Origin of the sequence: Janthinobacterium sp. HH104, from assembly GCF_001758715.1 — a bacterium.
In the GTDB taxonomy this organism is placed as follows: Bacteria; Pseudomonadota; Gammaproteobacteria; order Burkholderiales; family Burkholderiaceae_D; genus Janthinobacterium; species Janthinobacterium aestuarii.
The window spans coordinates 1-22,664 of sequence record NZ_LRIB01000064.1; the positions used below are offsets into that span (position 1 = coordinate 1).

The 22,664-nt window shown below is 64.4% G+C and carries 19 protein-coding genes and 1 pseudogene; 14 read left to right on the forward strand and 6 right to left on the reverse strand.

Annotated features, from left to right (window positions below):
- Positions 1-199: pseudogene (locus tag JAB6_RS27870) on the reverse strand (carbohydrate porin); the annotation flags it as partial.
- A gap of 310 nt (positions 200-509) precedes the next feature.
- Between JAB6_RS27870 and JAB6_RS27875 the strand changes: the two are divergent.
- The 8 genes from JAB6_RS27875 (at position 510) to JAB6_RS27910 (ending at position 10,190) form a co-directional block, all read left to right on the forward strand.
- Positions 510-1,814 (forward strand): sugar ABC transporter substrate-binding protein, encoded by a 1,305-nt coding sequence (locus tag JAB6_RS27875; RefSeq protein ID WP_070306089.1) that lies wholly within the window; start codon positions 510-512, stop codon positions 1,812-1,814.
- 102 nt (positions 1,815-1,916) lie between these two features.
- Positions 1,917-2,777: a carbohydrate ABC transporter permease gene (locus tag JAB6_RS27880; protein WP_070306090.1), complete on the forward strand. Its 861-nt coding sequence runs from the start codon at positions 1,917-1,919 to the stop codon at positions 2,775-2,777.
- Between the two features lie 10 nt (positions 2,778-2,787).
- The gene (locus JAB6_RS27885) at positions 2,788-3,606 is read left to right on the forward strand and encodes a carbohydrate ABC transporter permease (protein ID WP_034777945.1); all 819 of its coding nucleotides are present in this window, start codon (positions 2,788-2,790) and stop codon (positions 3,604-3,606) included.
- 22 nt (positions 3,607-3,628) lie between these two features.
- Complete coding sequence (locus JAB6_RS27890; RefSeq protein WP_070306091.1) at positions 3,629-4,675, forward strand: ABC transporter ATP-binding protein; 1,047 nt, start codon at positions 3,629-3,631, stop codon at positions 4,673-4,675.
- A gap of 1 nt (position 4,676) precedes the next feature.
- Positions 4,677-6,152 carry a mannitol dehydrogenase family protein gene (locus JAB6_RS27895; protein WP_070306092.1) on the forward strand — a complete coding sequence of 492 codons (1,476 nt, stop codon included), beginning with the start codon at positions 4,677-4,679 and terminating at the stop codon, positions 6,150-6,152.
- A gap of 15 nt (positions 6,153-6,167) precedes the next feature.
- Entirely contained in the window at positions 6,168-7,085 is a 918-nt protein-coding gene (locus JAB6_RS27900; protein WP_070306093.1) for an AraC family transcriptional regulator, read from the forward strand.
- A gap of 55 nt (positions 7,086-7,140) precedes the next feature.
- Positions 7,141-8,067, forward strand: a complete 927-nt coding sequence (locus JAB6_RS27905) for an AraC family transcriptional regulator (protein WP_070306095.1) — start codon at positions 7,141-7,143, stop codon at positions 8,065-8,067.
- A gap of 71 nt (positions 8,068-8,138) precedes the next feature.
- Positions 8,139-10,190 carry an esterase-like activity of phytase family protein gene (locus JAB6_RS27910; protein WP_070306097.1) on the forward strand — a complete coding sequence of 684 codons (2,052 nt, stop codon included), beginning with the start codon at positions 8,139-8,141 and terminating at the stop codon, positions 10,188-10,190.
- Positions 10,191-10,292: 102 nt separating this feature from the next.
- Here JAB6_RS27910 and JAB6_RS27915 read toward each other — a convergent pair whose 3' ends face one another.
- Positions 10,293-12,335: a S9 family peptidase gene (locus tag JAB6_RS27915; RefSeq protein WP_175444633.1), complete on the reverse strand. Its 2,043-nt coding sequence runs from the start codon at positions 12,333-12,335 to the stop codon at positions 10,293-10,295.
- A gap of 160 nt (positions 12,336-12,495) precedes the next feature.
- Positions 12,496-13,203, reverse strand: coding sequence for a glutathione S-transferase family protein (locus tag JAB6_RS27920; protein WP_070306101.1), 708 nt, complete (start codon positions 13,201-13,203; stop codon positions 12,496-12,498).
- Between the two features lie 113 nt (positions 13,204-13,316).
- On the opposite strand from JAB6_RS27920, the gene JAB6_RS27925 reads away from it, so the two are divergent.
- The 3 genes from JAB6_RS27925 (at position 13,317) to JAB6_RS27935 (ending at position 16,188) form a co-directional block, all read left to right on the forward strand.
- The gene (locus JAB6_RS27925; protein ID WP_070306103.1) at positions 13,317-13,682 is read left to right on the forward strand and encodes a helix-turn-helix domain-containing protein; all 366 of its coding nucleotides are present in this window, start codon (positions 13,317-13,319) and stop codon (positions 13,680-13,682) included.
- Positions 13,683-13,744: 62 nt separating this feature from the next.
- Complete coding sequence (locus JAB6_RS27930) at positions 13,745-14,332, forward strand: hypothetical protein (RefSeq protein WP_070306105.1); 588 nt, start codon at positions 13,745-13,747, stop codon at positions 14,330-14,332.
- Between the two features lie 239 nt (positions 14,333-14,571).
- The gene (locus JAB6_RS27935) at positions 14,572-16,188 is read left to right on the forward strand and encodes a PAS domain-containing methyl-accepting chemotaxis protein (protein ID WP_070306107.1); all 1,617 of its coding nucleotides are present in this window, start codon (positions 14,572-14,574) and stop codon (positions 16,186-16,188) included.
- Here JAB6_RS27935 and JAB6_RS27940 read toward each other — a convergent pair.
- The 3 genes from JAB6_RS27940 to JAB6_RS27950 all read right to left on the reverse strand — a co-directional run bounded on the left by JAB6_RS27940 (position 16,160) and on the right by JAB6_RS27950 (position 19,007).
- Entirely contained in the window at positions 16,160-17,008 is an 849-nt protein-coding gene (locus JAB6_RS27940; RefSeq protein ID WP_070306109.1) for a DUF2071 domain-containing protein, read from the reverse strand. The genes JAB6_RS27935 and JAB6_RS27940 overlap by 29 nt on opposite strands.
- A 62-nt stretch (positions 17,009-17,070) precedes the next feature.
- A complete protein-coding gene (locus tag JAB6_RS27945) occupies positions 17,071-17,853 on the reverse strand; it encodes a 3-hydroxybutyrate dehydrogenase (RefSeq protein ID WP_070306111.1) in 783 nt (260 codons plus the stop codon).
- 92 nt (positions 17,854-17,945) lie between these two features.
- Positions 17,946-19,007, reverse strand: a complete 1,062-nt coding sequence (locus JAB6_RS27950; RefSeq protein ID WP_070306113.1) for an AraC family transcriptional regulator — start codon at positions 19,005-19,007, stop codon at positions 17,946-17,948.
- A gap of 139 nt (positions 19,008-19,146) precedes the next feature.
- Here JAB6_RS27950 and JAB6_RS27955 point away from each other — a divergent pair, with 139 nt between their 5' ends.
- Genes JAB6_RS27955 through JAB6_RS27965 form a run of 3 tightly spaced genes read left to right on the forward strand, consistent with a single transcriptional unit; the run spans position 19,147 to position 22,663 of the window.
- On the forward strand, positions 19,147-20,757 hold the full coding sequence (locus JAB6_RS27955; protein ID WP_070306169.1) for an FAD-binding oxidoreductase: 1,611 nt from the start codon (positions 19,147-19,149) through the stop codon (positions 20,755-20,757).
- The gene (locus JAB6_RS27960; RefSeq protein ID WP_070306115.1) at positions 20,754-22,322 is read left to right on the forward strand and encodes a glycerol-3-phosphate dehydrogenase/oxidase; all 1,569 of its coding nucleotides are present in this window, start codon (positions 20,754-20,756) and stop codon (positions 22,320-22,322) included. Before JAB6_RS27955 ends, JAB6_RS27960 begins: the two co-directional genes overlap by 4 nt.
- Complete coding sequence (locus JAB6_RS27965) at positions 22,319-22,663, forward strand: hypothetical protein (protein WP_070306119.1); 345 nt, start codon at positions 22,319-22,321, stop codon at positions 22,661-22,663. Before JAB6_RS27960 ends, JAB6_RS27965 begins: the two co-directional genes overlap by 4 nt.
- The last annotated feature ends 1 nt before the right edge of the window (position 22,664 follow it).

Sequence of the window (22,664 nt, forward strand, 5' to 3'; positions counted from 1 at the left end):
GACGATATTTCATGGTGTTGCCACCGAGGCCGAAGCAGCCTTGCGAACCGCCGTCGCCCGAGGTATTGCTGCCGGCGCCAGCGCGCAGGTAGCCGTGGAAGCCTTCGGCATCGCTTGGGTACATCGGGTCGGCCATGGCGGAAGCGCTGGCGATGGCCAGCAGCAGGGCAGGTAAAGTTTTCAATGCAGTGCGATTCATGCGGTCTCCAGAAGAATGTTGGTGGTAGCGGTGATGCCCCGGAAGGCGGCCACCGCACACGGTCTAATGCCGAAAACCAAGTCTAGCAGCGCTTTTTTGACCACCCTGATACAAAACGTGCAAGTACTGATACTTTCTTTCAGAGTGTTGTTTTTGTCACATATCGATACTCTTGCGCATGGCGGGCTTGCAAAAGAGTATCGAATTGCGGTTTTGGAGTATCAGAAAGTATCAAAGGCCGGTGCTACATTGTGGTCGTGGTGCCAAGTAATCGGGCATTGCCAACGACAAAAAACACTGGAGACACACAATGAAACGTTCCGCCATTGCCGCGCTGATCGCCGGCTGCCTCAGCTCGTCCGCTTTTGCCGCCACCGACCTGGTCATCGCCACCGTCAACAACGGCCACATGATCGAAATGCAAAAGCTCGGCAAGTTCTTCGAGCAGGCCAATCCCGACATCAAGCTCAAATGGGTGACCCTGGAAGAGGGCGTCTTGCGCCAGCGTATGACCACCGATATCGCCACCAAGGGCGGCCAGTTCGACGTGATGACCATCGGCCTGTATGAAACGCCCATCTGGGGCAAGAAAAACTGGCTGATTCCCATCAAGCCGGACGCCAAATACGATATCGACGACTTGCTGCCCGCCATCCGCGAAGGACTGTCCGGCGACGGCAAGCTGTATGCGTCGCCGTTCTATGGCGAAAGTTCGATGATCATGTACCGCAGCGACCTGGTGAAAAAAGCGGGCGTGACGATCGAGGACCGCCCGTCCTGGAACCAGCTGCGCGACGTGGCGGCCAAGCTGCACGATCCGGCCAACGGCGTGTACGGCATCTGCCTGCGCGGCAAGCCGGGCTGGGGCGACAACATGGCGCTGATCACCACCATGGCCAATTCCTACGGCGGCCAGCTGTTCGACATGAAATGGAAGCCGCAATTTACCAGCAAGCCGTGGAAGGACGCGGTCACCATGTACGTCGACCTGATGAAGAAATACGGCCCGCCGGGCGCGGCCGCCAACAGCTTCAATGAAAACCTGGCCCTGTTCAACCAGGGCAAGTGCGGCATCTGGATCGACGCGACGATCGCCGCCTCGTTCATCACGGATCCCAAGCAAAGCAAGGTGGCCGACAAGGTGGCGTTTGCCCAGTCGCCCGTCGGCGTGACGGAGCGGGGCGCGAACTGGCTGTGGATCTGGTCGCTGGCGATTCCTGCAAGCTCGAAGCACCCGAATGAAGCGCAGCGCTTCATCAACTGGGCCACCTCGCCCGATTACGTGAAGCTGGTGGCCAAAGAAACGAGCTGGGCCAACGTGCCGACGGGTACGCGCAAGTCGACGTATGCGAGCCCCGAGTTCCAGAAAGTGGCGAAATTTGCCGCCGCCGAAGGCAAGGCCCTGGCCACCACGCGCGCCGTGCAAAGCACCTTGCCGCCATCGCCATATGTGGGCGTGCAATTCGCCTCGATTCCCGAATTCCAGGTAATCGGCGTGGCGGCAGGCCAGCAGATGGCGGCAGCGCTGCTGGGCAAGGTGACGGTGGACCAGGCGCTGGAGTTGTCGCAGCAGACGGCGGAAAGAGAAATGCGCAAGGGCGGCTACTACAAATAACGCAGCGTTCTTGTCGAGTAGTTTGCTTACCCCAACGGCGTAAAGCAGGGGTCAGACCCGCCGGGTCTGACCCCAGATTTCCCCTTGCCCCAAGAGAACACTATGAAACGCATTATCCCCCGGACTTTGCTGACGCCGGCCGTGGTCGCCGTCTCCGTCATTTCCGTGATCCCGCTGCTGATCACCTTGTATTACGCGTTCGTGCGCTATTCCATGCTCGATCCGAGCGGCCATCCTTTCCATGGGCTGGCCAATTTCCACTTTTTCTTTACCGATGCCTCGTTCCTGCCGGCCTTGCAGAACACGTTTACCCTGCTGTTTTCCGTCATGCTGGTCACGGTGGTGCTGGGCACGGCGCTGGGGCTGCTGATCAATGAAGCGTTCCCGGGGCGCGCCATCGTGCGCGTGCTCCTGATTTCGCCTTTCCTCATCATGCCGGCCGTGAATGCCCTGATGTGGAAGAACATGCTGCTCAACCCGATCTACGGCCTGTTCGCGCAGATCAGTCTGTTCTTTGGCGCCACGCCCGTCGACTGGCTGTCGGCCCACCCGCTGTTTTCCATCATCATGATGGTCTCGTGGCAATGGCTACCGTTTGCCTGCCTGATCTTCATGACGGCCCTGCAATCGATGGACCGCGAGCAGCTGGAAGCGGCGCGCATGGATGGCGCCACCTATCTGCAGCAGTTGCGCTACCTCTACATCCCCCACCTGGGCCGCGCCGTCTCGGTGGTGCTGATGATCGAAATGATTTTCCTGCTGTCGATCTTTGCGGAAATCTTTACCACGACGGGCGGCGGTCCCGGCTTCGACACGACCACCATCACCTTCATGATCTATCAGCAGGCGCTGCTGTCGTATGACGTGGGAGCGGCCTCGGCCGGCGCCCTGTTCGCCGTGCTCATCGCCAACATCGCCGCCTTCTTCCTGATGCGCGTCATCGGCAAGAATCTGTCGAAATAAGGAGACCCTGATGCATAGCAAACTCAATCTATACGGCCGCACAGCCGCCGCCTGGCTGTTCGCGCTGCTGCTGTTCTTTCCCATTTTCTGGCTGGGCCTGATGGCCTTCAAGACGGAAGGGCAAGCCATTTCCACGCCGCCGCTGCTGTTCTTCACGCCGACCCTGGACAGCTTCCGCGAAGTGCTGGCGCGCGACAACTACTTCGGCTACGCGTGGAACTCGCTGTTTACCAGCGTGCTGTCGACGGCCATTGGCCTCTTGATCGCCATCCCGGCTGCGTATTCGATGGCGTTCTTTCCCACGGGCGGCACCATTGGCTTGCTGAAATTCATGCTCAGCTCGCGCTACATGCCCGGCGTGGGCGCCCTGATGCCGATCTATATCTGCTACCAGTACTTCGGCCTGCTCGACACGCGCATCGGCCTGACCATCATGTTCATGCTGATGAATTTGCCCATCATGATCTGGCTGCTGTACACGAGCATGAAGGAGCTGCCGCGCGAAATCCTCGAAGCGTCGCGCATGGATGGCGCCACCGTGTGGGATGAATTCCGCCACGTCGTGCTGCCCTTGTCCGTGGGCGGCATCGCGTCCACGGCGCTGGTCTGCATGGTGTGGTCGTGGAATGAATCGTTCTGGTCGCTGAACCTGGGCGCGTCCAACGCGGGCACCCTGGCCTGGCTCATCGCCTCGTATTCGAGCCCGGAAGGCCTGTTCTGGGCCAAATTGTCGGCCGCGTCGCTGATGGCGATTGCGCCCATCATGGCGCTGGGCTGGTTCTGCCAAAAACAGTTGGTCCAGGGGATGACCTTCGGCGCAGTCAAATAAACTACAGAATAGAGACACAATCATGGCTTACCTTCAACTGAGCAATATCGAAAAATTCTTTGGCGAGCACCGCGCCATCAAGGGCATCGACCTGGAAATCCAACAGGGCGAGTTCGTCGTCTTCGTCGGGCCGTCCGGCTGCGGCAAGTCCACCCTGCTGCGCCTGATCGCAGGCCTGGAACCGATCGACGGCGGCAAGCTGTCGCTCGACGGGCGCGACATCACGGCCCTGCCATCGTCCAAGCGCGACCTGGCGATGGTCTTTCAATCGTATGCGCTGTATCCGCACATGACGGTGTTCCAGAACATGTCGTTTGCGCTGAAGCTGGCCGGCGTCGATCCGGCCATCATCCGCGAGAAAGTCGACAAGGCGGCCGCCATCCTCGACCTGGGGAAATACCTGGAGCGCACGCCGAAGGAACTGTCGGGCGGCCAGCGCCAACGTGTGGCCATCGGCCGCGCCATCGTGCGCGATCCGAAAGTGTTCCTGTTCGATGAACCGCTGTCGAACCTCGACGCGGCCCTGCGCGTGCAGACGCGCATCGAGATCGCCAAGCTGCACCGCGAACTGGGCGCCACCACCATCTATGTCACGCATGACCAGGTCGAAGCGATGACCCTGGCCGACCGGGTCGTGGTGCTGCGCGACGGGCAGATCGAGCAGCATGGCTCGCCATTGGAACTGTATGACCGCCCCGCCAACCGCTTTGTCGCGCAATTCATCGGCACGCCCAGCATGAACGTGGTGCCGGCCGATGCGGCGCCGCAGTTGCTGGCGCAGGCGGGCAGCGCGGCGCAGGCCGATGGCTTTGTCGGCATCCGCCCCGAGCACGTGCACCTGGGTGCGGCGCAGCCGGGCAGCGTGCCCGTCACCGTCGACCTGGTGGAGTCCTTGGGCGTGGAAACCCTGACCTATGTGCGCCTGCCGAACAACGTGCAGGTAGTCTCGCGCGGCGCCGAGCGCAGCAGCCTGCAGCCTGGCCAGCAGACGCATTTGACATTCGAGCCGGGCTTCGTCCATTATTTTGACCGCGCCGGCAAGACCTATGCTGCCGCCAAGGGAGTTTGAAATGAGCGCCATTGAACTGAAACAGGCCAAGCTGGCGCAACTGCCAGCGGACGTGGCCGTGCCCGCATACGTGCGCGAGACGCTCGTGCCCAGCATCGTGCATATCGGCGTGGGCGGCTTTTTCCGCGCCCACCAGGCCGTCTACCTCGACGATTTGCTGGCCTTGCCCGGCAACGTGGAATGGGGATACTGCGGCGTGGGCTTGCTGGCGATTGATGCGGCCATGCGCGACGCCATGCGGTCGCAAGATGGCTTGTACACGGTGGTCGAGCGCAGCGCGGCGGGCGACTCTGCCCGCATCATCGGCTGCGTCGGCGAGTACCTGTACGCGCTCGACGACCCGCAAGCCGTGCTGGAAAAGCTGGCCGACCCCGGCACGCGCATCGTCGCGCTGACCATCACCGAGGGCGGTTATTATGTGAACCAGGGCACGGGCGAATTCGATGCGGCCCACCCCGACATCGTGCATGAACTGGCGCATCCGGAATCGCCGCGCTGCTCGTTCGGCTACCTGGCCGCCGCGCTGGCCCTGCGCCGCGAGCGGGGCCTGGCGCCGTTTACCATCATGTCCTGCGATAACCTGCAAAACAATGGCGACGTCACGCGCAAGATGCTGCTGGCCTTTCTCGCCCTGCGCGACCTTGAGCTGGCGCGCTGGCTGGCCACCGATGGCAGCTTCCCCAACAGCATGGTCGACCGCATCACGCCGGCCACCACCGATGAACACCGGGCGCTCGTGCGCGACAGCTTCGGCATCATCGACGCCTGGCCCGTCGTGTGCGAGCCATTCCGCCAGTGGGTCATCGAAGACGAGTTCCCGCAGGGCCGGCCGGCCTGGGAAAAGGTGGGCGCGCAGATGACGCACGACGTGCTGCCGTATGAAAAGATGAAGCTGCGCCTCTTGAATGCCAGCCACCAGGCACTGTGCTACATCGGCATGCAGCTCGGTTACACGTTTGCGCACGAAGCGATGGGTGATCCTGGCATCCGCGCGCTCGTGCGGCGCATGATGGATGACGAGGTCACGCCGCTGCTGGACGAAGTGGAAGGCATCGACCTGGCCCGCTATAAAGATACCCTGATCGAGCGCTTTTCGAATCCGGCCGTGCGCGACCAGCTGGCGCGCATCGGCACGGAGGGCTCCGCGCGCATCCCGAAATTCGTGCTGCCGTCCGTGCGCGAAGCGCTGGCGCAGGGCGGCGCCATCAAGCTGCTGGCGTTTACCGTGGCCTGCTGGTTCCGCTACCTGGAAGGCCATGACGAGCAGGGGCGCGAGATGCCGCTGAACGACCCGTATGCGGTGCGTCTGCGCGCGCTGGCGCTGCAGGGCGGCGCGGACGCCGCGGCGCTGCTGTCCCTGCGCGAGCTGTTCGGCGACTTGAGCGACACGCCAGCGTTCACGCAGGCGGTGGCGCAAGCGCTGGCCAGCCTGTATGGACTGGGTGCGCGCGGGGCGCTGGAACAGATCGTCGCCTGACGGGGAGGGCGCGCCATGCCACGCAAGGCCGATGCCACACTGCCGCAGATGGAGCTGGAACAGCAGCGCGACGCCACGCCCGGCTTCGAGCCGAAAGGCAGTTTCGGCTTCATCCGCTACCTCGAGCACGGCTTTCCGAATGCGCTGGTGCGCTGGCATTACCATGACGAGTACGAACTGCACCTGATCGTCGAGAGCAGCGGCAAGGTCTTTGTCGGCGACTATATCGGCCAGTTCACGCCTGGCCACCTGGTGCTGACGGGGCCGCGCGTGCCGCACAACTGGGTCTCGCTCGACACGCCGCCCGAAGGCGTGGCCTTGCGCGACATGGTGGTCCAGTTTTCGCATGCGCCGCTGGCGTCGATGGCCGCCGCCATTCCCGAATTGAAGGATGTTTTCCCGCTGCTGCAGCGCGCCTTGCACGGCGTGGAATTCTTTGGGGTCAGCGAGCTGTCGCTGCGGCGCTTCCGGCGCATCCGCGACAGCAGCGGCCTGCCGCGCTTCATCGAATTTTTGACCTTGCTGGGCGAGCTGGCGCAGACCAGCGACTACCAACTGCTGTCGACGGTGCCCATGCAGTCGAGCGACGACGACGTGGCGTTGGCGCGCATCAGTTCCGCCATCAACTTCATCGTGCACAATTACAGCAGCCAGTTCTCGCTGAAGCAGCTGGCCGAGCAGGTGGACATGCCCGAGCGGACGTTTTCGCGCTTCTTTCGCCACGCCACGGGCAACAGCTTCACAGACTTCGTCAACCGCCTACGCATCAACAAGGCGTGCCAGCTGCTGATGGAGACGGAGCGCTATGTCAGCAACATCTGCTACGAGGCGGGGTTCAATAACGTGGCCAATTTCAACCGCCGCTTCCTGGAATTGAAGGGCATGACGCCGAAGGAATTTCGCCAGCAGGCGCTGGGCCGCTTTGGCGAGTGACGCTTTTTGAGGTACATTGGATGGCACAGGCGGGGACAGCCTGGGAGAGACAAGCATGGAATACCGATGGCAGAAGGACAGCGAGCGCAAGGCGCCCGAACTGGAACGCGAAAGCTACGACGGCATCATCAATTACCTGGAACATGGTTATCCCAGCTCGCGCGTGCGCTGGCACTGCCATGAAGAGTATGAGCTGCACCTGATCGTCGCCACCAGCGGGCGCTTGTTCGTGGGCGACTATATCGGCGAGTTTTCACCGGGCCACCTGGTGCTGACGGGACCGCGCCTGCCGCACAACTGGATATCCAACGTGATGCCGGAAGGCGGCGTGGCCCTGCGCGACATGATCGTGCAATTCGCCCACGCGCCGCTGGCCGCTGCCGCGCGCGTCATTCCCGAATTGCGCGAGCTGCTGCCGCTGCTCGAACGCTCCAGCTATGGCGTGGAGTTTTTCGACATGGGCCACGAGGCCGAGCGGCACCTGGCGCGCATCCGCGCCACGCACGGCGCCGAGCGCTTCGCCGAATTCGTGCAATTAATGAGCAAGCTGGCGCGCACGGCCAACTACCGCTTGCTGTCGAGCGCCTCCCTGCGTTCCTACGACGATGACGCCACCCTGGCCAAGGTCAATTCCGTCCTCAACTACATCACGGACAATTACCGCGAGCCGATTTCGGCGGAAATGCTGGCCGAGCAGGTGGGCATGTCGCTGAGTAAATTCTCGCGCTTTTTCCGCAAGGCGACGGGCAACAGCTTTACGGATTTCATGAACCGCCTGCGCATCAACAAGGCTTGCCAGCTGCTGATGGATACGGATCAATACGTGTCCAACGTCTGCTACGACGTGGGTTTCCAGAACGTGGCCAATTTCAACCGGCGCTTTTTACAGGTGAAGGGCGTCACGCCGAAGGAATTCCGGCGCCAGGCCGATGGGCGCTTTGGCGGTATCGGCGGGCCTGTTGCGGATACGCCACCGCCGTGATACCTGTCATGGGCTTGTCACTTTGAGCAGTTATCCTCCACGGCTTCAATCCCACCCTAGCCGAGGAATGCATGAAGACTGCCGTAACGTCCACCCCGAAACTGACCCTGCTGGCGATCGCCGCCGGCCTGGCCCTGGCCGCCTGTGGCGGCAGCGACAGCCACAATGAGCCGGCCAAGCCCGTGGCGCAGACGGGCGTGTTCCTCGACGGCGCGGTGGAAGGGCTTGATTACGTGGCCGGCAGCGCGGCCAAGGCCAGCACCAATGCCAAGGGCGAGTTCATTTGCAACCCGGGCGATACGGTAGCCTTCAGCGTGGGCGGCCTGGCCCTGGGTTCGGCCGCATGCGGCCCCGTCGTCACGCCGCTGGCGCTGGCCGCCAGCACCAACGTGGCGGACGACAAGGTCGTCAACCGCCTGCTGGCGCTGCAATTGCTGGACGAGGACAGCGATCCGTCGAACGGCATCAAGCTGACGGCGGAAGTGAAGGCCGCGCTGGCCGGCAAGACCTTGGACTTTGCCGCCGTCCCGGCCGTCTTCAACGCGGCCCTGTCCGCGCATTTGACTGCCGTGGGCGCGAAGTTCGCCGGCCGCACGGTCGATGCGGAACGCCGCGCCCTCGTGCGCGAGCATTTCGAAGACACGCTGGCCTCGAAAGCGGGCGGGCCCGTCAACGAGGCGCTCACGCAAGCCAACCCGGTCGGCGAAGTGAAAGTCACCGTGACGCGCTACCAGATCCAGGCGGACAGCAAGTTCTACGTGCCGTACGAAGGCGCGAACGCCAAGATCAAGGGCGAATTCCCGAACGGCTTTTTGCCATCGTATGGTTCAGGCCTGGCCTACAAGGGCAAGAATGCGGCGGGCGACCTGGAATTCTATGGCTTGACGGACCGCGGTCCGAACGGCGACGGCCCGCTGGTGCCCGATCCATCGGGCAAGGGCACCATCGGCAGCAAGATATTCCCGTCACCGAGCTTCACGCCTTCGTTCGGCGTGCTCACGGTGGGCAAGAACGGCGCCGTCCTGAGTTCCTCGACGCCGATCAAGGTATCGGCCACCGTCAACAGCTCGGGCTTGCCCGTGCCCGTGGGCGCCGTCGGCAATTCGGCCGAGATTCCCGTCATGGATGCGATGAAGTTCGACGCGGCAGGCAAGGCTGTCTTCAATGCCGGCGGTCTCGATTCGGAGTCCATCGTCGTCGATACCAAGCGCAACGCGCTGTGGGTGTCCGACGAATACGGTCCGTTCATCGTCAGGATCGACGCGGCCACGGGCATCATCCAGGCCAAGTACGAGCCGGGCAAGGGCTTGCCGGCGCTGTTCGCCAAGCGCCGCGCCAACCGCGGCATGGAAGGCATGACGCTTGATACGAGCAACGACAAGCTGTATGCGTTCCTGCAAAGCCCCCTGTCCGACGGTACTGCGCCGTATTCGGTGACGAAGAAGAATGAACAGGTCGAGCGCTTCGCCCGCTTCACGCGCTGGATCGAATTCGACCCGGTGACGGGCACCAGCGGCAAGATGTATGCGTATCCGCTGAATGCGGCCGACTACCAGGATGGCCGCACGGGCAACGCCAAGCTGGGCGACATGGTGGCGCTGGGTGGCGGCAAATTCCTCGTCATCGAGCAGGGCGCCGCGCCGTCGGGCAAGGTGTTCAATAAACTGATGCTGGTCGAACTGAAGGGTGCCACGGACATCGCGGCCGCCGCCTTCAACGCGGCGACGTCGGATCTGGAAAAAAGCAGCATGGGTGGCGCAGCCGTCAATGGCGCCGACTGGACGGCCGTCACGCCGTTGAAGAAAACCGTGCTGCTGGACTTGAACGCCATCGGCTGGGCGGCGGAAAAGGCCGAGGGCCTGACCCTGATCGACGACTCCACCATTGCGCTGGCCAACGACAATGACTTCGGCTTGAAAACCAAGGTCTTTGACGCGAATGGCGTGGAAGTCGATGGCGCCGACGTGACCAAGTGCACGGTCGATGCGAACGGCACCATCGTCACGAGCAGCGCGGCCGGCTGCAACGCCGCCAACACCATCCGCGTGGCCCGCGGCGACGACCGCGAGCGTCCAAGCCGCTTGTGGATCGTGAAGTTTGCCAAGGCGCTCAGTACGTATTGATGTAGTTTGACGGACGTAAAAAAGCCGCAGGCGTGAGCTGTGCGGCTAGCGTAGAGCTGGGGTCAGACCCGCCGGGTCTGACCCCTGATTTTGCTTTATTGGTTATTTTTTCGTGTAGGTATTCAACCAATCCAAAACGGTGTGATGCCACAGCAGCGAATTGGCCGGTTTCAGTACCCAGTGGTTTTCGTCCGGGAAGACCAGCAGCTTGCTCGGGATGCCCTGGCGCTGCAGCGCCGTGAAGGTGCCCAGGCCTTGCGCGGTCGGGATGCGGAAATCAAGGTCGCCCTGGACCACCAGCATCGGCGTCTTCCAGTTTTTCACGAAGTTCACGGGATTGAACTGCTCGTGCTTGGCCGGTGCGTCGTAGTACGGGCCGCCGTTTTCCCATTCCGTGAACCACAGTTCTTCCGTCGCGTAAGCCATGCCGCGGTTGTCGAACACGCCATCGTGGTTGACCAGGCACTTGAAGCCGTCTGGCCAGTTACCGGCGATCCAGTTCATCATGTAGCCGCCGTACGAGGCGCCCAGCGCGCAGCTGCGCTCGCGGTCCAGCCACGGGAATTTCTTGGTGGCCGCTTCCAGGCCCTTCTGCAAGTCGACCAGCGGCTTGCCGCCCCAGTCGCCGCTGATGGAGTCCGTGAACTTCTGGCCATAGCCGGTCGAACCGTGGAAGTCGATGAAGACGGTGGCGTAGCCGGCGCCCGCATACACTTGCGGATTCCAGCGGTAGCTCCAGCTGTTGCCGAAGCTGCCTTGCGGGCCGCCGTGAACGAGGAAAGCGACTGGATATTTTTCACCGGCCTTGGCATTCCATGGCTTCATGACGTGGCCGTAGACGGTCTCGCCATTCGCGCCGGCGAACGAGAACTGTTCATATTCGCCGAAGCGCACGTCGGCCAGGGCTGCCGCGTTCTGTTTCGTCAACTGCACCATCGGCGCGTTTTCCGACTTCGCGTCGAGTTTGCGCGTGTACAGCTGCGCGCCCGAGGCCAGGTTGGCTTGCGCCAGCACGATGGTGTTGCCGCGTACGTCGAAGTCGCCCACGGCGCCCTTGCCCGTCAGCGCTGCGACCTTGCCGCTGGCCGCGTCGATGTGGAACAGACGGTGCTGGCCCACGTCATCGGCGGAAACGAGGAAGGCCTTGCCGTCCGGCGTCCAGCGGAAGTCGGCCACGGAACGGTCCCAGTCGTCGGCCACGGTGCGCTTCTTGCCGGTGGCGACATCCATCAGCACCAGATGAAAACGGTCCGCTTCGAAGCCCGGCTTGGTCATGGCGACATAGGCGAGGGTGCGGCCATCGGGCGAGTAGGTGGCTTTCGCGTCCCAGGCCGGATTGTCGGCCGTGAGGTTGCGCGGCGCCTGGCCGCCGGCGGCGGGAATCGTGTAGACGTCGAAGTTGGTCGACCACGATTCCGTGCGGCCGGCCACGCGCACGGAGAAGGCCACTGTCTTGCCGTCCGGGCTGAAGTGGTATTCGCCGTTGTCGCCGAATGGTTTCGAAGGCGCGTCGCCGTCGAGGGTGCCGCTCAGGCTGACGGGTGCGGCGCTGACCTTGCCGGTCGAATCGATCGGCGCCGAGTACAGCGCATTGCGGCGGCCATCGGCCCAGGTATCCCAGTGGCGCACGAACATCTGGTCGTAGACCATGCCGCTCGCCTTGTTCCTGGCTTTGTCATCGAGGCGCTTTTTCGTGCAGGCGAGGTCCGCGCAATCGAGGAAGACGCCCATGCTGAAGGCCAGGCGGTCGCCCTGCGGCGACAAACGGTAGGTGTCGACGTCCAGCGCCAGGTCGGTGACCTTGGCCGCTTCGCCGCCGTTCAGGGGCAGTTGCCACACTTGCGAGGAGCCGGAGCGGCCAGACAGGAAGTAGATGGCGTCGCCGTTCGGCGACCATTGCGGGTCGCTGGCGCTGGCGTCGCCGCGCGTGAGCTGGCGTGGTGCCGCGTTCGGCGCGCGCAGGTCGATCATCCACAGCTGCGTATTGCCGCGGTTCTTGTCCAGGTTGGTGGTGCGCACCGTGTAGACGACGCGCGTGGCGTCCGGCGACAGCACGGGGCTGCCCACGCGTTCCATGGCCACCATGTCTTCCACGGTGAAACCGCGCGGCGCGGCCAATGCCGGCACGGCGGCAGTGGTGGCCATGGCGGCACTGAATGCTCCCAAGAGCAGCAGACGTAAACTCATTCAAACTCCCGTTTTATATTGCGACGTTATCGATATGGTATTGACGTGGCCGGCTGTACCGCCGGCAGCCCGACATCATAGCAATAAAGACGCGCCTGCTGCGGGAGTTGACCGCCGGTTAGCCGGCCTGCAGTGCCAGTTGGTCGAGCGCCACGTGCCCCAGGAAACCGCCCCGGCTGGTGGCCGGCACGCCGTCTTCGATGGCGTGGGCAAAGCGGATGCCGGAGTCTTGTTCCAGCGCGGCCAGCACGCGCGCCGTGTTCGGATAATCGGCCAGGCTGGCCAGCTGCAGCGGTTCGGCCCAGCGCGCCGTGGCGGCCAGGTAGGCGTCGGCGATGGTGGGCGCCGTGTCCGATGCCAGCCAAGTGCGGCCCTCGAGCAGGCGCTCCAGGTGGGCCAGGCTTTTGTTCACCTTCTCGACGGCCATCTCGCGCCAGACGGCCACGCGCGCATCGTCCGGTGACGCGCGCGCGGCCTGGAAGGCGGGCATGAAGGCCGCGTGAAACGTCGTGTGCAAAAAGGACAGCACGCTGTTGAGGCGGTCGTAGTCTGGCGTGCCTTGTGCAAAGCCCAGGCCGCTGCCTGGTGCGCGGGCGGCCAGGTGCAGCAGGATCGCCATGCTTTCCAGCAGCGGCGCACCCGTGTGCGTGAGCAGGGCTGGCGTCTGGCTCAGGGGATTGATGGCGAGAAAGGCCGGATGCTGCTTGCTGGCCGGGTCGCGCGCTTCCACGCGAGCCAGACGATACGGCAAGCCGCTCCATTCGAGGGCGGCGATGGCGGCAAACGAGCAGCCGAACGGCACGCTGTAGATCAGGGTGATTTCCAAGTCAAACTCCGATGAGGTGAGGGAAGAGCAGTCTAATCGCGATGGTTACTATTTGGAAGAAGGCAGAATAATGTGGTATAGGTACATTTTTTATACCAGGTGGGAAGCGAACCATGAAAGACAATGTCTCCGGCTGCGCCGTGGAGGAAGCGATGCGCTTGCTGGGCGGGCGCTGGCGGGTGGTGCTGCTCAGCTATCTGATGGCGGGGCCGAAGCGCTTCAGCGAAATCCGCCGCGCCGTGCCGAATATCTCGCAGCGCATGCTGACCCTGGACTTGCGCGCGCTGGAAGAAGCGGGCTTGCTGACGCGCACGATTTACGCAGAAGTGCCCGTCAAGGTGGAATACCGGCTGACGGAGGAGGGCTTGCGTCTGCGCGAACTGGTCGAGATGCTGCGGGCCATCGGCTTGCGCCTGCGCGGACAGGTTGACGCGGGAGGGGCCTTTCTCGCGCCCGATGCCGTGGATAATTCTCTATAGAAACAGCTGTTTTTATGCAAAAGTGCTAGACTGCCGGCCTTAGCTCACTACACTCGATACTCATGCGCCTGACTTCCATCGCCCTGACCGCCGCCCTGTTCGCCACCCTGCCGGCCCATGCCGCCACCATGCCCACGCTCGACCAAATTCACGCCGCCGTGCAGGCAGGCGTCGCCAAGACACAAGCGAAGACGCAGTCGAGCATGCCGTTCGTCATCAAGGTCACCAGCCTGGCCGGCTGCCAGGACTCGCAGGAAGTGCCGGGCGAAGTGGTGTGCCTGGTGGGGATGAGCGCCGGCATGCGCGATGCCTTTAATGTACTGCCTCTGCGTAAAGAGGGCGATACCTGGGTCGGCGTCGAGCGCAAGAACGCCAAGTTCGCGGGACCGTCTCCAGCCGAGGCGCAAGCGATGATACGCGCGTGGGCCAAGGAAGAAGTGGCGCGCAATCCGGAAGCGGCCAAGGACGTGCAGATGCAGGAAGCGCAAAGCACCATGCAGGTCAAGGCCGTCAACGAATGCGACGTCAAGCGCAAGACGGGCTACCTCGTGTGCGATACGGAATTGAGCGTGCCGAGCCGTCCGGAAGCCATCAAGACGGAACTGACCTTCATGCTCGAGAGTGGCAACTGGCGCTACGTGCCCCGTTAGACGTTTTTCTGCCGGGACAGCCACGCTGTTCCGGCATCATTCCCGCCATCCCCCGCGGCCACACCGCCGCCTGCAATATTTGCAGATCCACAAGGCAATCTCCTCCGTGAAAATTGCCGATTTAAATTAATAATTAAATATTAAAATTAATGTATCGGTGCAGATTGCAGCCGGCTTGCTGCCGTGCCGCATTTGACCGTTCCCCCGTGCCAGCAAGGGCTACAGCCAAGGATCCGACCATGCGACTCAATCTTCCCGTCAGCGATACCGAAATCAATTTGAGCGATACCGAGACCATCGTCTCGACTACCGACTTGCAAGGCAATATCACCTATGCCAACCCGTATTTCATCGCCGTCAGCGGTTACAGCGCGGAAGAATTGATCGGTGCGCCGCAAAACATCCTCCGGCACCCGGACATGCCGGTCGAGGCGTTTGCCGATTTCTGGGCCACCATCCGCTCGGGGCGCTCGTGGAGCGGCATGGTGAAAAACCGCTGCAAGAATGGCGATTACTACTGGGTGCTCGCGAACGTCACGCCCGTGGTCGAGGATGGCGTGGCCGTCGGCTACATGTCCGTGCGCACCAAGCCGACGCGCCAGCAGGTGGCGCAGGCGTCCGCCCTGTACGCGCGCATCAAGGCGGGGCAGGCCGATGGCATTGTCATCAGCCAGGGCGCGGCCGTGCGCACGGGCTGGCTGGCCAGGCTGGCGAGCTTGCGCGACCTGCCGCTGGGCAAGCGCATCGGCTGGAATCTGGGCTTGCTGAGCCTGGTATTGCTGCTGCAGCTGGCGTGGAATGCGGGCGTGCTGCCGGCCGGCGCGGGCGGCTGGCTGACGGGCCTGTCCGTGCTGGCCTTGGGCGCGACCCTGTATTTCTGGCACAGTTTGCACCGCGCCGTGCTGCAACCGTTGCAGCAGGCGCGCCAGGCCTGTGACGTGATGGCGGGCGGCGACTTGACGGGCGAGCTCGACACGACACGGCGCGACGAGATGGGGCAGCTGCTGCGTTCCTTGCGCCAGCTGCGCGTGAATTTGCACTCCATCGTCGGCGACGTGCGCGGCAATTTCCTGCGCATCAGCATGGCCAGCCAGGAAATCGCCGCCGGGAATATGGACTTGTCGGGCCGCACGGAAGCGCAGGCGTCGGCCCTGCAGCAGACGGCGTCGAGCATGGAGCAGCTGGCGGCCACGGTGCAGCAAAACAGCGGCAACGCCGTGCAAGCGAGCGACATGGCGGGCAAAGTCCACGGCCTGGCCGGGCGCGGCGGCGAACTCGTCGGCCAGATGGTGAGCATGATGGCGGACATTAACGCTTCATCGAAGAAGATCGGCGACATTACGGGCATTATCGAAGGCATTGCCTTCCAGACGAATATCCTCGCTTTGAACGCGGCCGTGGAAGCGGCGCGCGCGGGCGACCAGGGTCGCGGCTTTGCCGTCGTGGCGGGCGAAGTGCGCAGCCTGGCGCACAGCCAATTGATCACGGCGTCTTTGGCGCAGGTGGAGGCGGGCGCGAAGCTGGCGCAGCAGGCGGGCGCGAGCAGCGCCGAAATGCTGGGCGCCGTGCAGGGCGTGCACGGCATCATGGAAGAGATCGCCTCGGCTTCGCGCGAGCAAAGCCACGGCATCGGCCAGGTCAACATGGCCGTCACGCAGATGGATGAAGTAACGCAGCAGAACGCGGCGCTCGTGGAAGAATCGGCGGCCGCCTCGGCGTCGCTACAAGACCAGACTCTGCAGCTGGAGCAGGCGATGGCCCTGTTCAAGCTGGAACGACGGCGCGGCGGCCAGGCCGCGCCTGTACGTCCACCCGAGCGCCGCCGCGCTACAGCAGACGCTCTGACAGCGCCTTGAAGGCAACCTCGGGCACGAGAAAGGCAAACGGGGTTGACAGGGGCGGCAGCTGGCCCAGCAAGCCGCAGTCGGCGCGCAAGGCCGTCAGCGCCTGCACTTGATCCACATCAACGGGCAAGTCGATTTCACCAAAGACCAGCTTGCCGTTGCGTGGCACGTGGGCGATGGCCGCATCCTGGCAGGCGAGAAAGGCGGCGGCGTCGCGCCAGTTGCCGAACAGCGCTTGCCAGTCGGCATCAAGGCCACGCTCCGCCGTGATGTCCGCCTGCACGTCGAGCAGCGGAGCGCTGCCGGTGCCGCTGGCAATACTGCAGCGGGCCTGCGTGGCCGTCACCTCATGCGTCATGCCGGCGGCCAGGTGCGTCGGCAAGATGTCGCTGAACAGCCGCGTGCCCAGCGCATGGGGCAAGCTGTCCATGATATTTTTCAAGAAATACACGCAGGGCACGGCCGGCGCGCCCGGTGGCGTGTGGTCCAGGTACAAGCGCCAGTTGCTTTGCAGCGGAGATGGCAGCAGCTTGCGTAAGGGACCGAGCAGGGCCGGGCCGAAATGCCCGTGGCGGTAGGTCAGCACCGTGAATGGCGTCTTGCCGCCGCGTTGCCACAGGGTCACGCCCGCAGGCAGCAGCCGCTGTGCTGCCTCTGCGTCGACCAGCCAGCTCACGTAGACGACGTCGCGCACGTCGCTGTGCAAAGTGAGGAAGGGCAGGCGCGACATGACGGCCTGGCGCACCTTGGCAAAACGCGTGCAATTGGCGAGCGCGGCAAAGAGCCGCCCCGGCCAGCCCGCGCGCGGGTGGCGGTAAGTGTTGTCTTGCAATTGGGAACTTTCAGATGCGGTGATGCAGGCGGACGGCGCCGCCTGCCGGAGACGCTAGCTATTTATTGCATATGCCAGCCGTGGCTGACCACAATCGATTGGCCGCTCAAGGCCGTCGACGGGAATGCCGCCAGGAACACGGCCGTTTGCGCCACGTCTTGCGTGGTGGTGAATTCGCCGTCGATGGTGTCTTTCAGCATCACTTTCTTGATCACGTCTTCTTCGCTGATGTTCAGCTGGGCCGCCTGTTCGGGGATTTGCTTGTCGACCAGCGGCGTGCGCACGAAGCCCGGGCAGATGACGTTGGCGCGGATGCCGTCCTTCGCGCCTTCCTTGGCCACGACCTTGGCCAGGCCCAGCAAGCCGTGCTTGGCGGCCACGTAGGCGCTCTTGAACGGCGAGCCTTCGTGCGAGTGCACGGAACCCATGTAGATGATGGCGCCGCCGCGGCCGGCCTTGATCATTTCGCGCATGCAGGCGCGCGTGGTGAGGAAGGCGCCGTCCATGTGAATAGCCAGCATCTTTTTCCATTGCTCGAACGGATAGTCGACGACGGGGCTGATGATCTGGATGCCCGCATTGCTGATCAGGATATCGATGCCGCCGAAGTGGGCCACGGCATCGGCCACGCCCTTGTCGACCTGTTCTTCGCTCGAGACATCCATGGCGACGGCAAACGCTTGGCCGCCCGACTGCTTGATTTCCTCGGCCGTCTTGCTGGCCGCTTCCAGGACCAGATCGGCGATGACGACCTTGGCGCCCTGTTTTGCGTATTCGATGGCCATTTCCTTGCCGATGCCACTGGCGGCGCCGGTAATCAGTGCGACTTTGTCTTTGAGTTGCATATTAATCCTTTGCATTGCGGGTTGGAGTGATCGTGGAAAATCTGACTTTGCCAGTATAGCGAGAAAACGCGGTGCGCATGCCCCGCGCACGTCTATGGGGCTTGCTGCCTGTCAAGGATTTCCTGTAGCCGCCAGGCGCCGGGATTGGTGCCCGCCCACGTGCGAAACGCGTGGTTGAACGCGCTTTGTTCCTGGTAGCCGAGCAGGAAGGCGATGTCGACCAGCGACAAATGCGGTTCGCGCAGATAGTCGCGTGCCAGGCCGTACCTGGCCTGGTCCAGCAGGGCCTGGAAGCTGGTGCCCGCGTCGGCCAGCTTGCGCTGCAAGGTGCGCGGCGTCACGGCCAGGCTGGCTGCAACGGTCGCCAGCCGCGCCGAGCCCTGGCGCAAGCCTGCCACGATGGCCGCGTGCACTTGCGCGTCGATGGCGCCGCCGGTGTCCGTTTCAGCCTCGCGCTGCGCCAGCAACTGTTCCGCATGCTGGCACAGCACGGGGTAGAGGCTGACGTCGGCGTTCGGCACGGGCCAGTCCAGCAATTGCGCGTCGAAAGTGGCCGTGTTGGCGCCCGCGCCAAAGGCGGGCAGGCTGCCCAGCACGCGCACGTATTCGTCGCGGTGGGCCGCGTGGCGCAGCAAGTCGCCGCCGCCATCGTGGGTGAATGCCAGTTTGGCCGGCGGCAGCGGCATGCCGGCCAGCCAGTCGCCGCTGACACGGATGCCGGCAAAGACGCTGTCGACCAGGTGCCGGCTGGCGCCCGGGTAGTTGCTGGTCCAGCGGTAGTGCGCGACGGCGCCATCGCGCTGCAGGTCCGACTGGCCCAGGTCGTGCGCCAGCCGTTCATAGCGGGCCGTCTGTTCCAGCACCTGGCCCACGTTGCTGCAGCTGAGTAAAATCAAGCCATAGGCGCTGTACGTGCCCATGCGCACCCGCTGGCCCACGTGCAGGCCGAAATGCGCATCGCCCGCCAGCAGCGCGCCCGCATCGAGCAGGCGCACGTAGTCGCGCGCGGCAAGGTTGGGTGCGGACGCTTCCAGGCTGTGCGGCGCCACGCCGGCCGTGTGCGCCAGAGTGGCTGCTGCGATGCCGTGCGCGCCGGCCGCTTCGAGCAGCGGCAGCAGATAGGCGCCGGCGACCCGGCCGTCAGTGCTTGTCATGATGGAACAATGCGATTGTCATGAAAAACCAATACCCTTCGTCTGTGGCGGCATATGCTATTGATCTAGCAAGAAAATCAGGCAGGAACAGTATAGCAAGCCGCCGTGGCGCGCAACTGGCCGAATACAGGGGATGTCGATGCAACGCTGGAATGGCTGGGGAGACGAGAGCATCACGTATGCGCTGAGCGGGGACGCGCTGGCATTCCTGCGCGAGCGCCTGGGGCCGGGCAGCGGCATCGTCGATGCCACCTTCGACGACGCCTGCACGCAGGTGCCCGCTTCGCGCCTGGCGCCGCATCCGCTGATCGATACCCAGCCTGCCACGCGCGTGCGCCATGCGCTCGGCCAAAGCCTGCCCGACTGGTTCAAATTGCGCCATGGCCGCATCGGCGCCGTGCCCGATGGCGTGGCCTTTCCCGACAGCGCGCTGCAGGTGCGCCAGCTGCTCGCGTATGCGCGCCAGGCCTGCGTGGCCGTCATCCCGCACGGCGGCGGCACCAGCGTGGCCGGGCATTTGACGGTGGCGGCGGGGCCGCGCCCCGTGCTGTCGGTCAGTCTCGCACGCCTGTGCGCGCTGGGCCACCTGGACCGCGAGGCGCAGCTGGCCACTTTCGGCGCGGGCGTGTATGGTCCCGACCTGGAAGCGCAGCTGCGCGCGCAGGGCTATACCCTGGGCCACTATCCGCAGTCGTTCGAGTATTCGACCCTGGGCGGCTGGATCGCCACGCGCTCGTCGGGCCAGCAATCGTTGCGCTATGGCCGTATCGAGCAGCTGTTCGCGGGCGGCGAAGTGGAAACGCCGGCCGGCACCTTGCGCATCCCCACGTTTCCCGCGTCGGCGGCCGGCATCGACCTGCGCGAAATGGTGCTCGGCTCCGAAGGGCGGCTGGGTATCCTGACGCAGGCGACGGTGCGCGTCTCGCCGCTGCCGCCATACGAGGCGTTCCATGCCGTGTTTTTCGCGGACTGGGGCCAGGCGCAGGCGGCCGTGCGGGCGCTGGCCCAGTCGCGCCTGCCCTTGTGCATGCTGCGCCTGTCGAACGCCCTGGAAACGCAAACCATGCTGACCCTGGCCGGACACAAGAAACTGGTGGGACTGCTGGAACGTTATTTGTCGCTGCGCGGCTGCGGCGACGGCAAGTGCATGCTGATGCTGGGCGTCAGTGGAGAGGAAAAACTGGCCCGTGCGGCCCTGCGCGGCGCGCTGGCGCTGGCGCGGCGGCACGGCGGCGTGCACGTGGGACGCCACATGGGCGACAAGTGGAAGCAGGGGCGTTTTCGCAACGTTTACCTGCGCAACGGCGCGTGGGAGCATGGCTATGTGATCGACACGGTGGAAACGGCCGTCGACTGGCCCCGCGTGGCACTGATGATGGCGGCGCTCGAGCAGGCGGGTGTCAATGCGCTGGCCGCGCATGGCGAGCAGGTGCACGCGTACACGCATCTGTCGCACGTGTACGCGCAGGGCGCCAGCGTCTACACCACCTATGTGTACCGGCTGGCGTCCACCTTTGAAGAAAACATGGCGCGCTGGCGTGCCCTGAAAGACGCGGCCGGCACCGCCATCGTCGCCAACGGCGGCACCATCAGCCACCAGCACGGCGTGGGCACGGACCACGCGCCGTGGCTGGCGGCCGAAAAGGGAGAGCTGGGCATCGCCGCCATGCGCGCGCTGCTGCGCCAGTTCGATCCGCAGGGCATGATGAATCCGGGCAAACTGCTGCCTGACGCGGGCAGCGGATTGTGAACAGGGACGATTTGCCCGGCCTCCTGGCGCGCAAGTGGGACGTGCTGATCGTCGGCGGCGGCATCACAGGCGCCGGCATCTTGCTCGAAGCGGCGCGGCGCGGTTTGACGGCGCTGCTGGTGGAGCAGCGCGATTTCGCCTGGGGCACGTCGAGCCGCTCCTCGAAGCTCGTGCATGGCGGCTTGCGCTATTTGAAGCAGGGCCAGTTCGCGCTGACGCGCGAATCGGTGCACGAGCGGGTAGCCTTGCTGACGGATGCGGCCGGGCTGGTCGAGCCGCAAGGCTTTGCCTTTGGCGACTACACGGGCAGGAAGCCGGGGCGGCGCCAGTTCATGCTGGGCCTGGCCATCTACGACATGATGGCGGGCCGGCGCGCGCGCCGCTATGTCGATGCGGCGGATTTTGCCATGCTGGCGCCGCACATCCGGCGCGACGATCTGCAGGGCGGCATGCTGTACCAGGATGCCAAGACGGACGACGCGCGCCTGGTGCTGCGCGTGCTGCAGGAAGCGCGCCGCCATGGCGGCGTGGCCGTCAATTACCTGGGCGTGGCGTCCTTGCTGCACGACGGTGGCAAGGTCGCCGGCGCCACCTTGACCGATGCGCTCGATGGCAGGGCATTCACCATGCGTGCGCGCCTGGTGATCAGCGCCACGGGCGCCTGGGCCGACGCCCTGCGCGGGCAGGTCGGAGAAACGCCGAAACTGCGGCCCCTGCGCGGCAGCCATCTGCTGCTGCCCGCCTGGCGGCTGCCGCTGGCGCAAGCCGTCAGCCTGATGCACCCGCACGATGGCCGCCCTGTGTTTGCGTATCCGTGGGAGGGCGTGACGCTGGTGGGCACCACCGATGTCGACCACGGCGCCAGCCTGGACGTGGAGCCGGCCATCACGCGCGGCGAACTTGCGTATCTGCTGGCCGCCTTGCAGTGGCAGTTCCCGCAACTGGCGCTGGGCGAAGGCGATGTGCTGGCCACGTTTGCCGGCGTGCGCCCCGTGATCGGCAGCGGCCAGCTTGACCCGTCGAAGGAAGCGCGTGAACATGCGCTATGGCTGGAAAACGGCTTGCTGACGGTGGCGGGCGGCAAGCTGACGACGTTTCGCGTGATCGCCCTCGACGCATTGCGCCGCGCCGCGCCGCTGCTGCCGGGCTGGCAGGCGGATTTGCGGCCCTTGCCGATTTTCGATGCCACGCCGCCATTGTCGGGCAAGGCCCTGGTGCTCGATGCCGAACAGCGCGAACGGCTGCTGGGCCGTCATGGCGCGGGGGCGCAAGCGCTGTGCGATGCGGCGCAGGACGGCGAACTGGCGCCGATTCCCGGCACGCAGACCCTGTGGGCGCAGCTGCGCTGGGGCGCGCGCATGGAAGACGTGCAGCACCTGGACGACTTGCTGCTGCGGCGCACGCGCCTCGGTTTGCAGCTGGCCGGCGGCGCGCTTGCTATCATGCCGCGCCTGCGCGCCATCTGCCAGCGTGAACTGGGCTGGGACGACGCGCGCTGGGAAGAAGAGCAGCAGCGCTACCTGGCCCTGTGGCGCCGCCATTACAGCGTGCCGCAGGGTGAATGAAAACCATAAAAAAGGAGAGCATCATCGAGACCATCCTGTTTGGCCAGCCCCTGGAACTGGGCGACGCGCGCATCACCTACGACAGCCTGTCTCCGCTGGACTTGCGCCAGAGCGTGGACGTCCTCCTCGACGACCTGGGCGAAGACCTGCTGCAAATCACGTGCGCGAATGGCGACATCGTCGACGTGGGCTGGTATCCGGCGTGGAACGAACAGGGACGCTTGCGCGTGGTTGCCGTGCGGGGCCAGGACTGGGAGGCGCCCGTGTTCAGCGCCCGGCCGGACAAGGATCCGCAAGCGCTGCTGCAGGCGCTGCGCGCCGCGCTGGCCAGCCTGGGCTGAT

Coding starts and splice junctions, on each gene's coding strand:
- JAB6_RS27875 (WP_070306089.1), top strand. CDS start 510: ATGAAACGTTCCGCCATTGCCGCGCTGATCGCCGGCTGCCTCAGCTCG.
- JAB6_RS27880 (WP_070306090.1), top strand. CDS start 1,917: ATGAAACGCATTATCCCCCGGACTTTGCTGACGCCGGCCGTGGTCGCC.
- JAB6_RS27885 (WP_034777945.1), top strand. CDS start 2,788: ATGCATAGCAAACTCAATCTATACGGCCGCACAGCCGCCGCCTGGCTG.
- JAB6_RS27890 (WP_070306091.1), top strand. CDS start 3,629: ATGGCTTACCTTCAACTGAGCAATATCGAAAAATTCTTTGGCGAGCAC.
- JAB6_RS27895 (WP_070306092.1), top strand. CDS start 4,677: ATGAGCGCCATTGAACTGAAACAGGCCAAGCTGGCGCAACTGCCAGCG.
- JAB6_RS27900 (WP_070306093.1), top strand. CDS start 6,168: ATGCCACGCAAGGCCGATGCCACACTGCCGCAGATGGAGCTGGAACAG.
- JAB6_RS27905 (WP_070306095.1), top strand. CDS start 7,141: ATGGAATACCGATGGCAGAAGGACAGCGAGCGCAAGGCGCCCGAACTG.
- JAB6_RS27910 (WP_070306097.1), top strand. CDS start 8,139: ATGAAGACTGCCGTAACGTCCACCCCGAAACTGACCCTGCTGGCGATC.
- JAB6_RS27915 (WP_175444633.1), bottom strand. CDS start 12,335: ATGGCCACCACTGCCGCCGTGCCGGCATTGGCCGCGCCGCGCGGTTTC.
- JAB6_RS27925 (WP_070306103.1), top strand. CDS start 13,317: ATGAAAGACAATGTCTCCGGCTGCGCCGTGGAGGAAGCGATGCGCTTG.
- JAB6_RS27930 (WP_070306105.1), top strand. CDS start 13,745: ATGCGCCTGACTTCCATCGCCCTGACCGCCGCCCTGTTCGCCACCCTG.
- JAB6_RS27935 (WP_070306107.1), top strand. CDS start 14,572: ATGCGACTCAATCTTCCCGTCAGCGATACCGAAATCAATTTGAGCGAT.
- JAB6_RS27945 (WP_070306111.1), bottom strand. CDS start 17,853: ATGCAACTCAAAGACAAAGTCGCACTGATTACCGGCGCCGCCAGTGGC.
- JAB6_RS27950 (WP_070306113.1), bottom strand. CDS start 19,007: ATGACAAGCACTGACGGCCGGGTCGCCGGCGCCTATCTGCTGCCGCTG.
- JAB6_RS27955 (WP_070306169.1), top strand. CDS start 19,147: ATGCAACGCTGGAATGGCTGGGGAGACGAGAGCATCACGTATGCGCTG.
- JAB6_RS27965 (WP_070306119.1), top strand. CDS start 22,319: ATGAAAACCATAAAAAAGGAGAGCATCATCGAGACCATCCTGTTTGGC.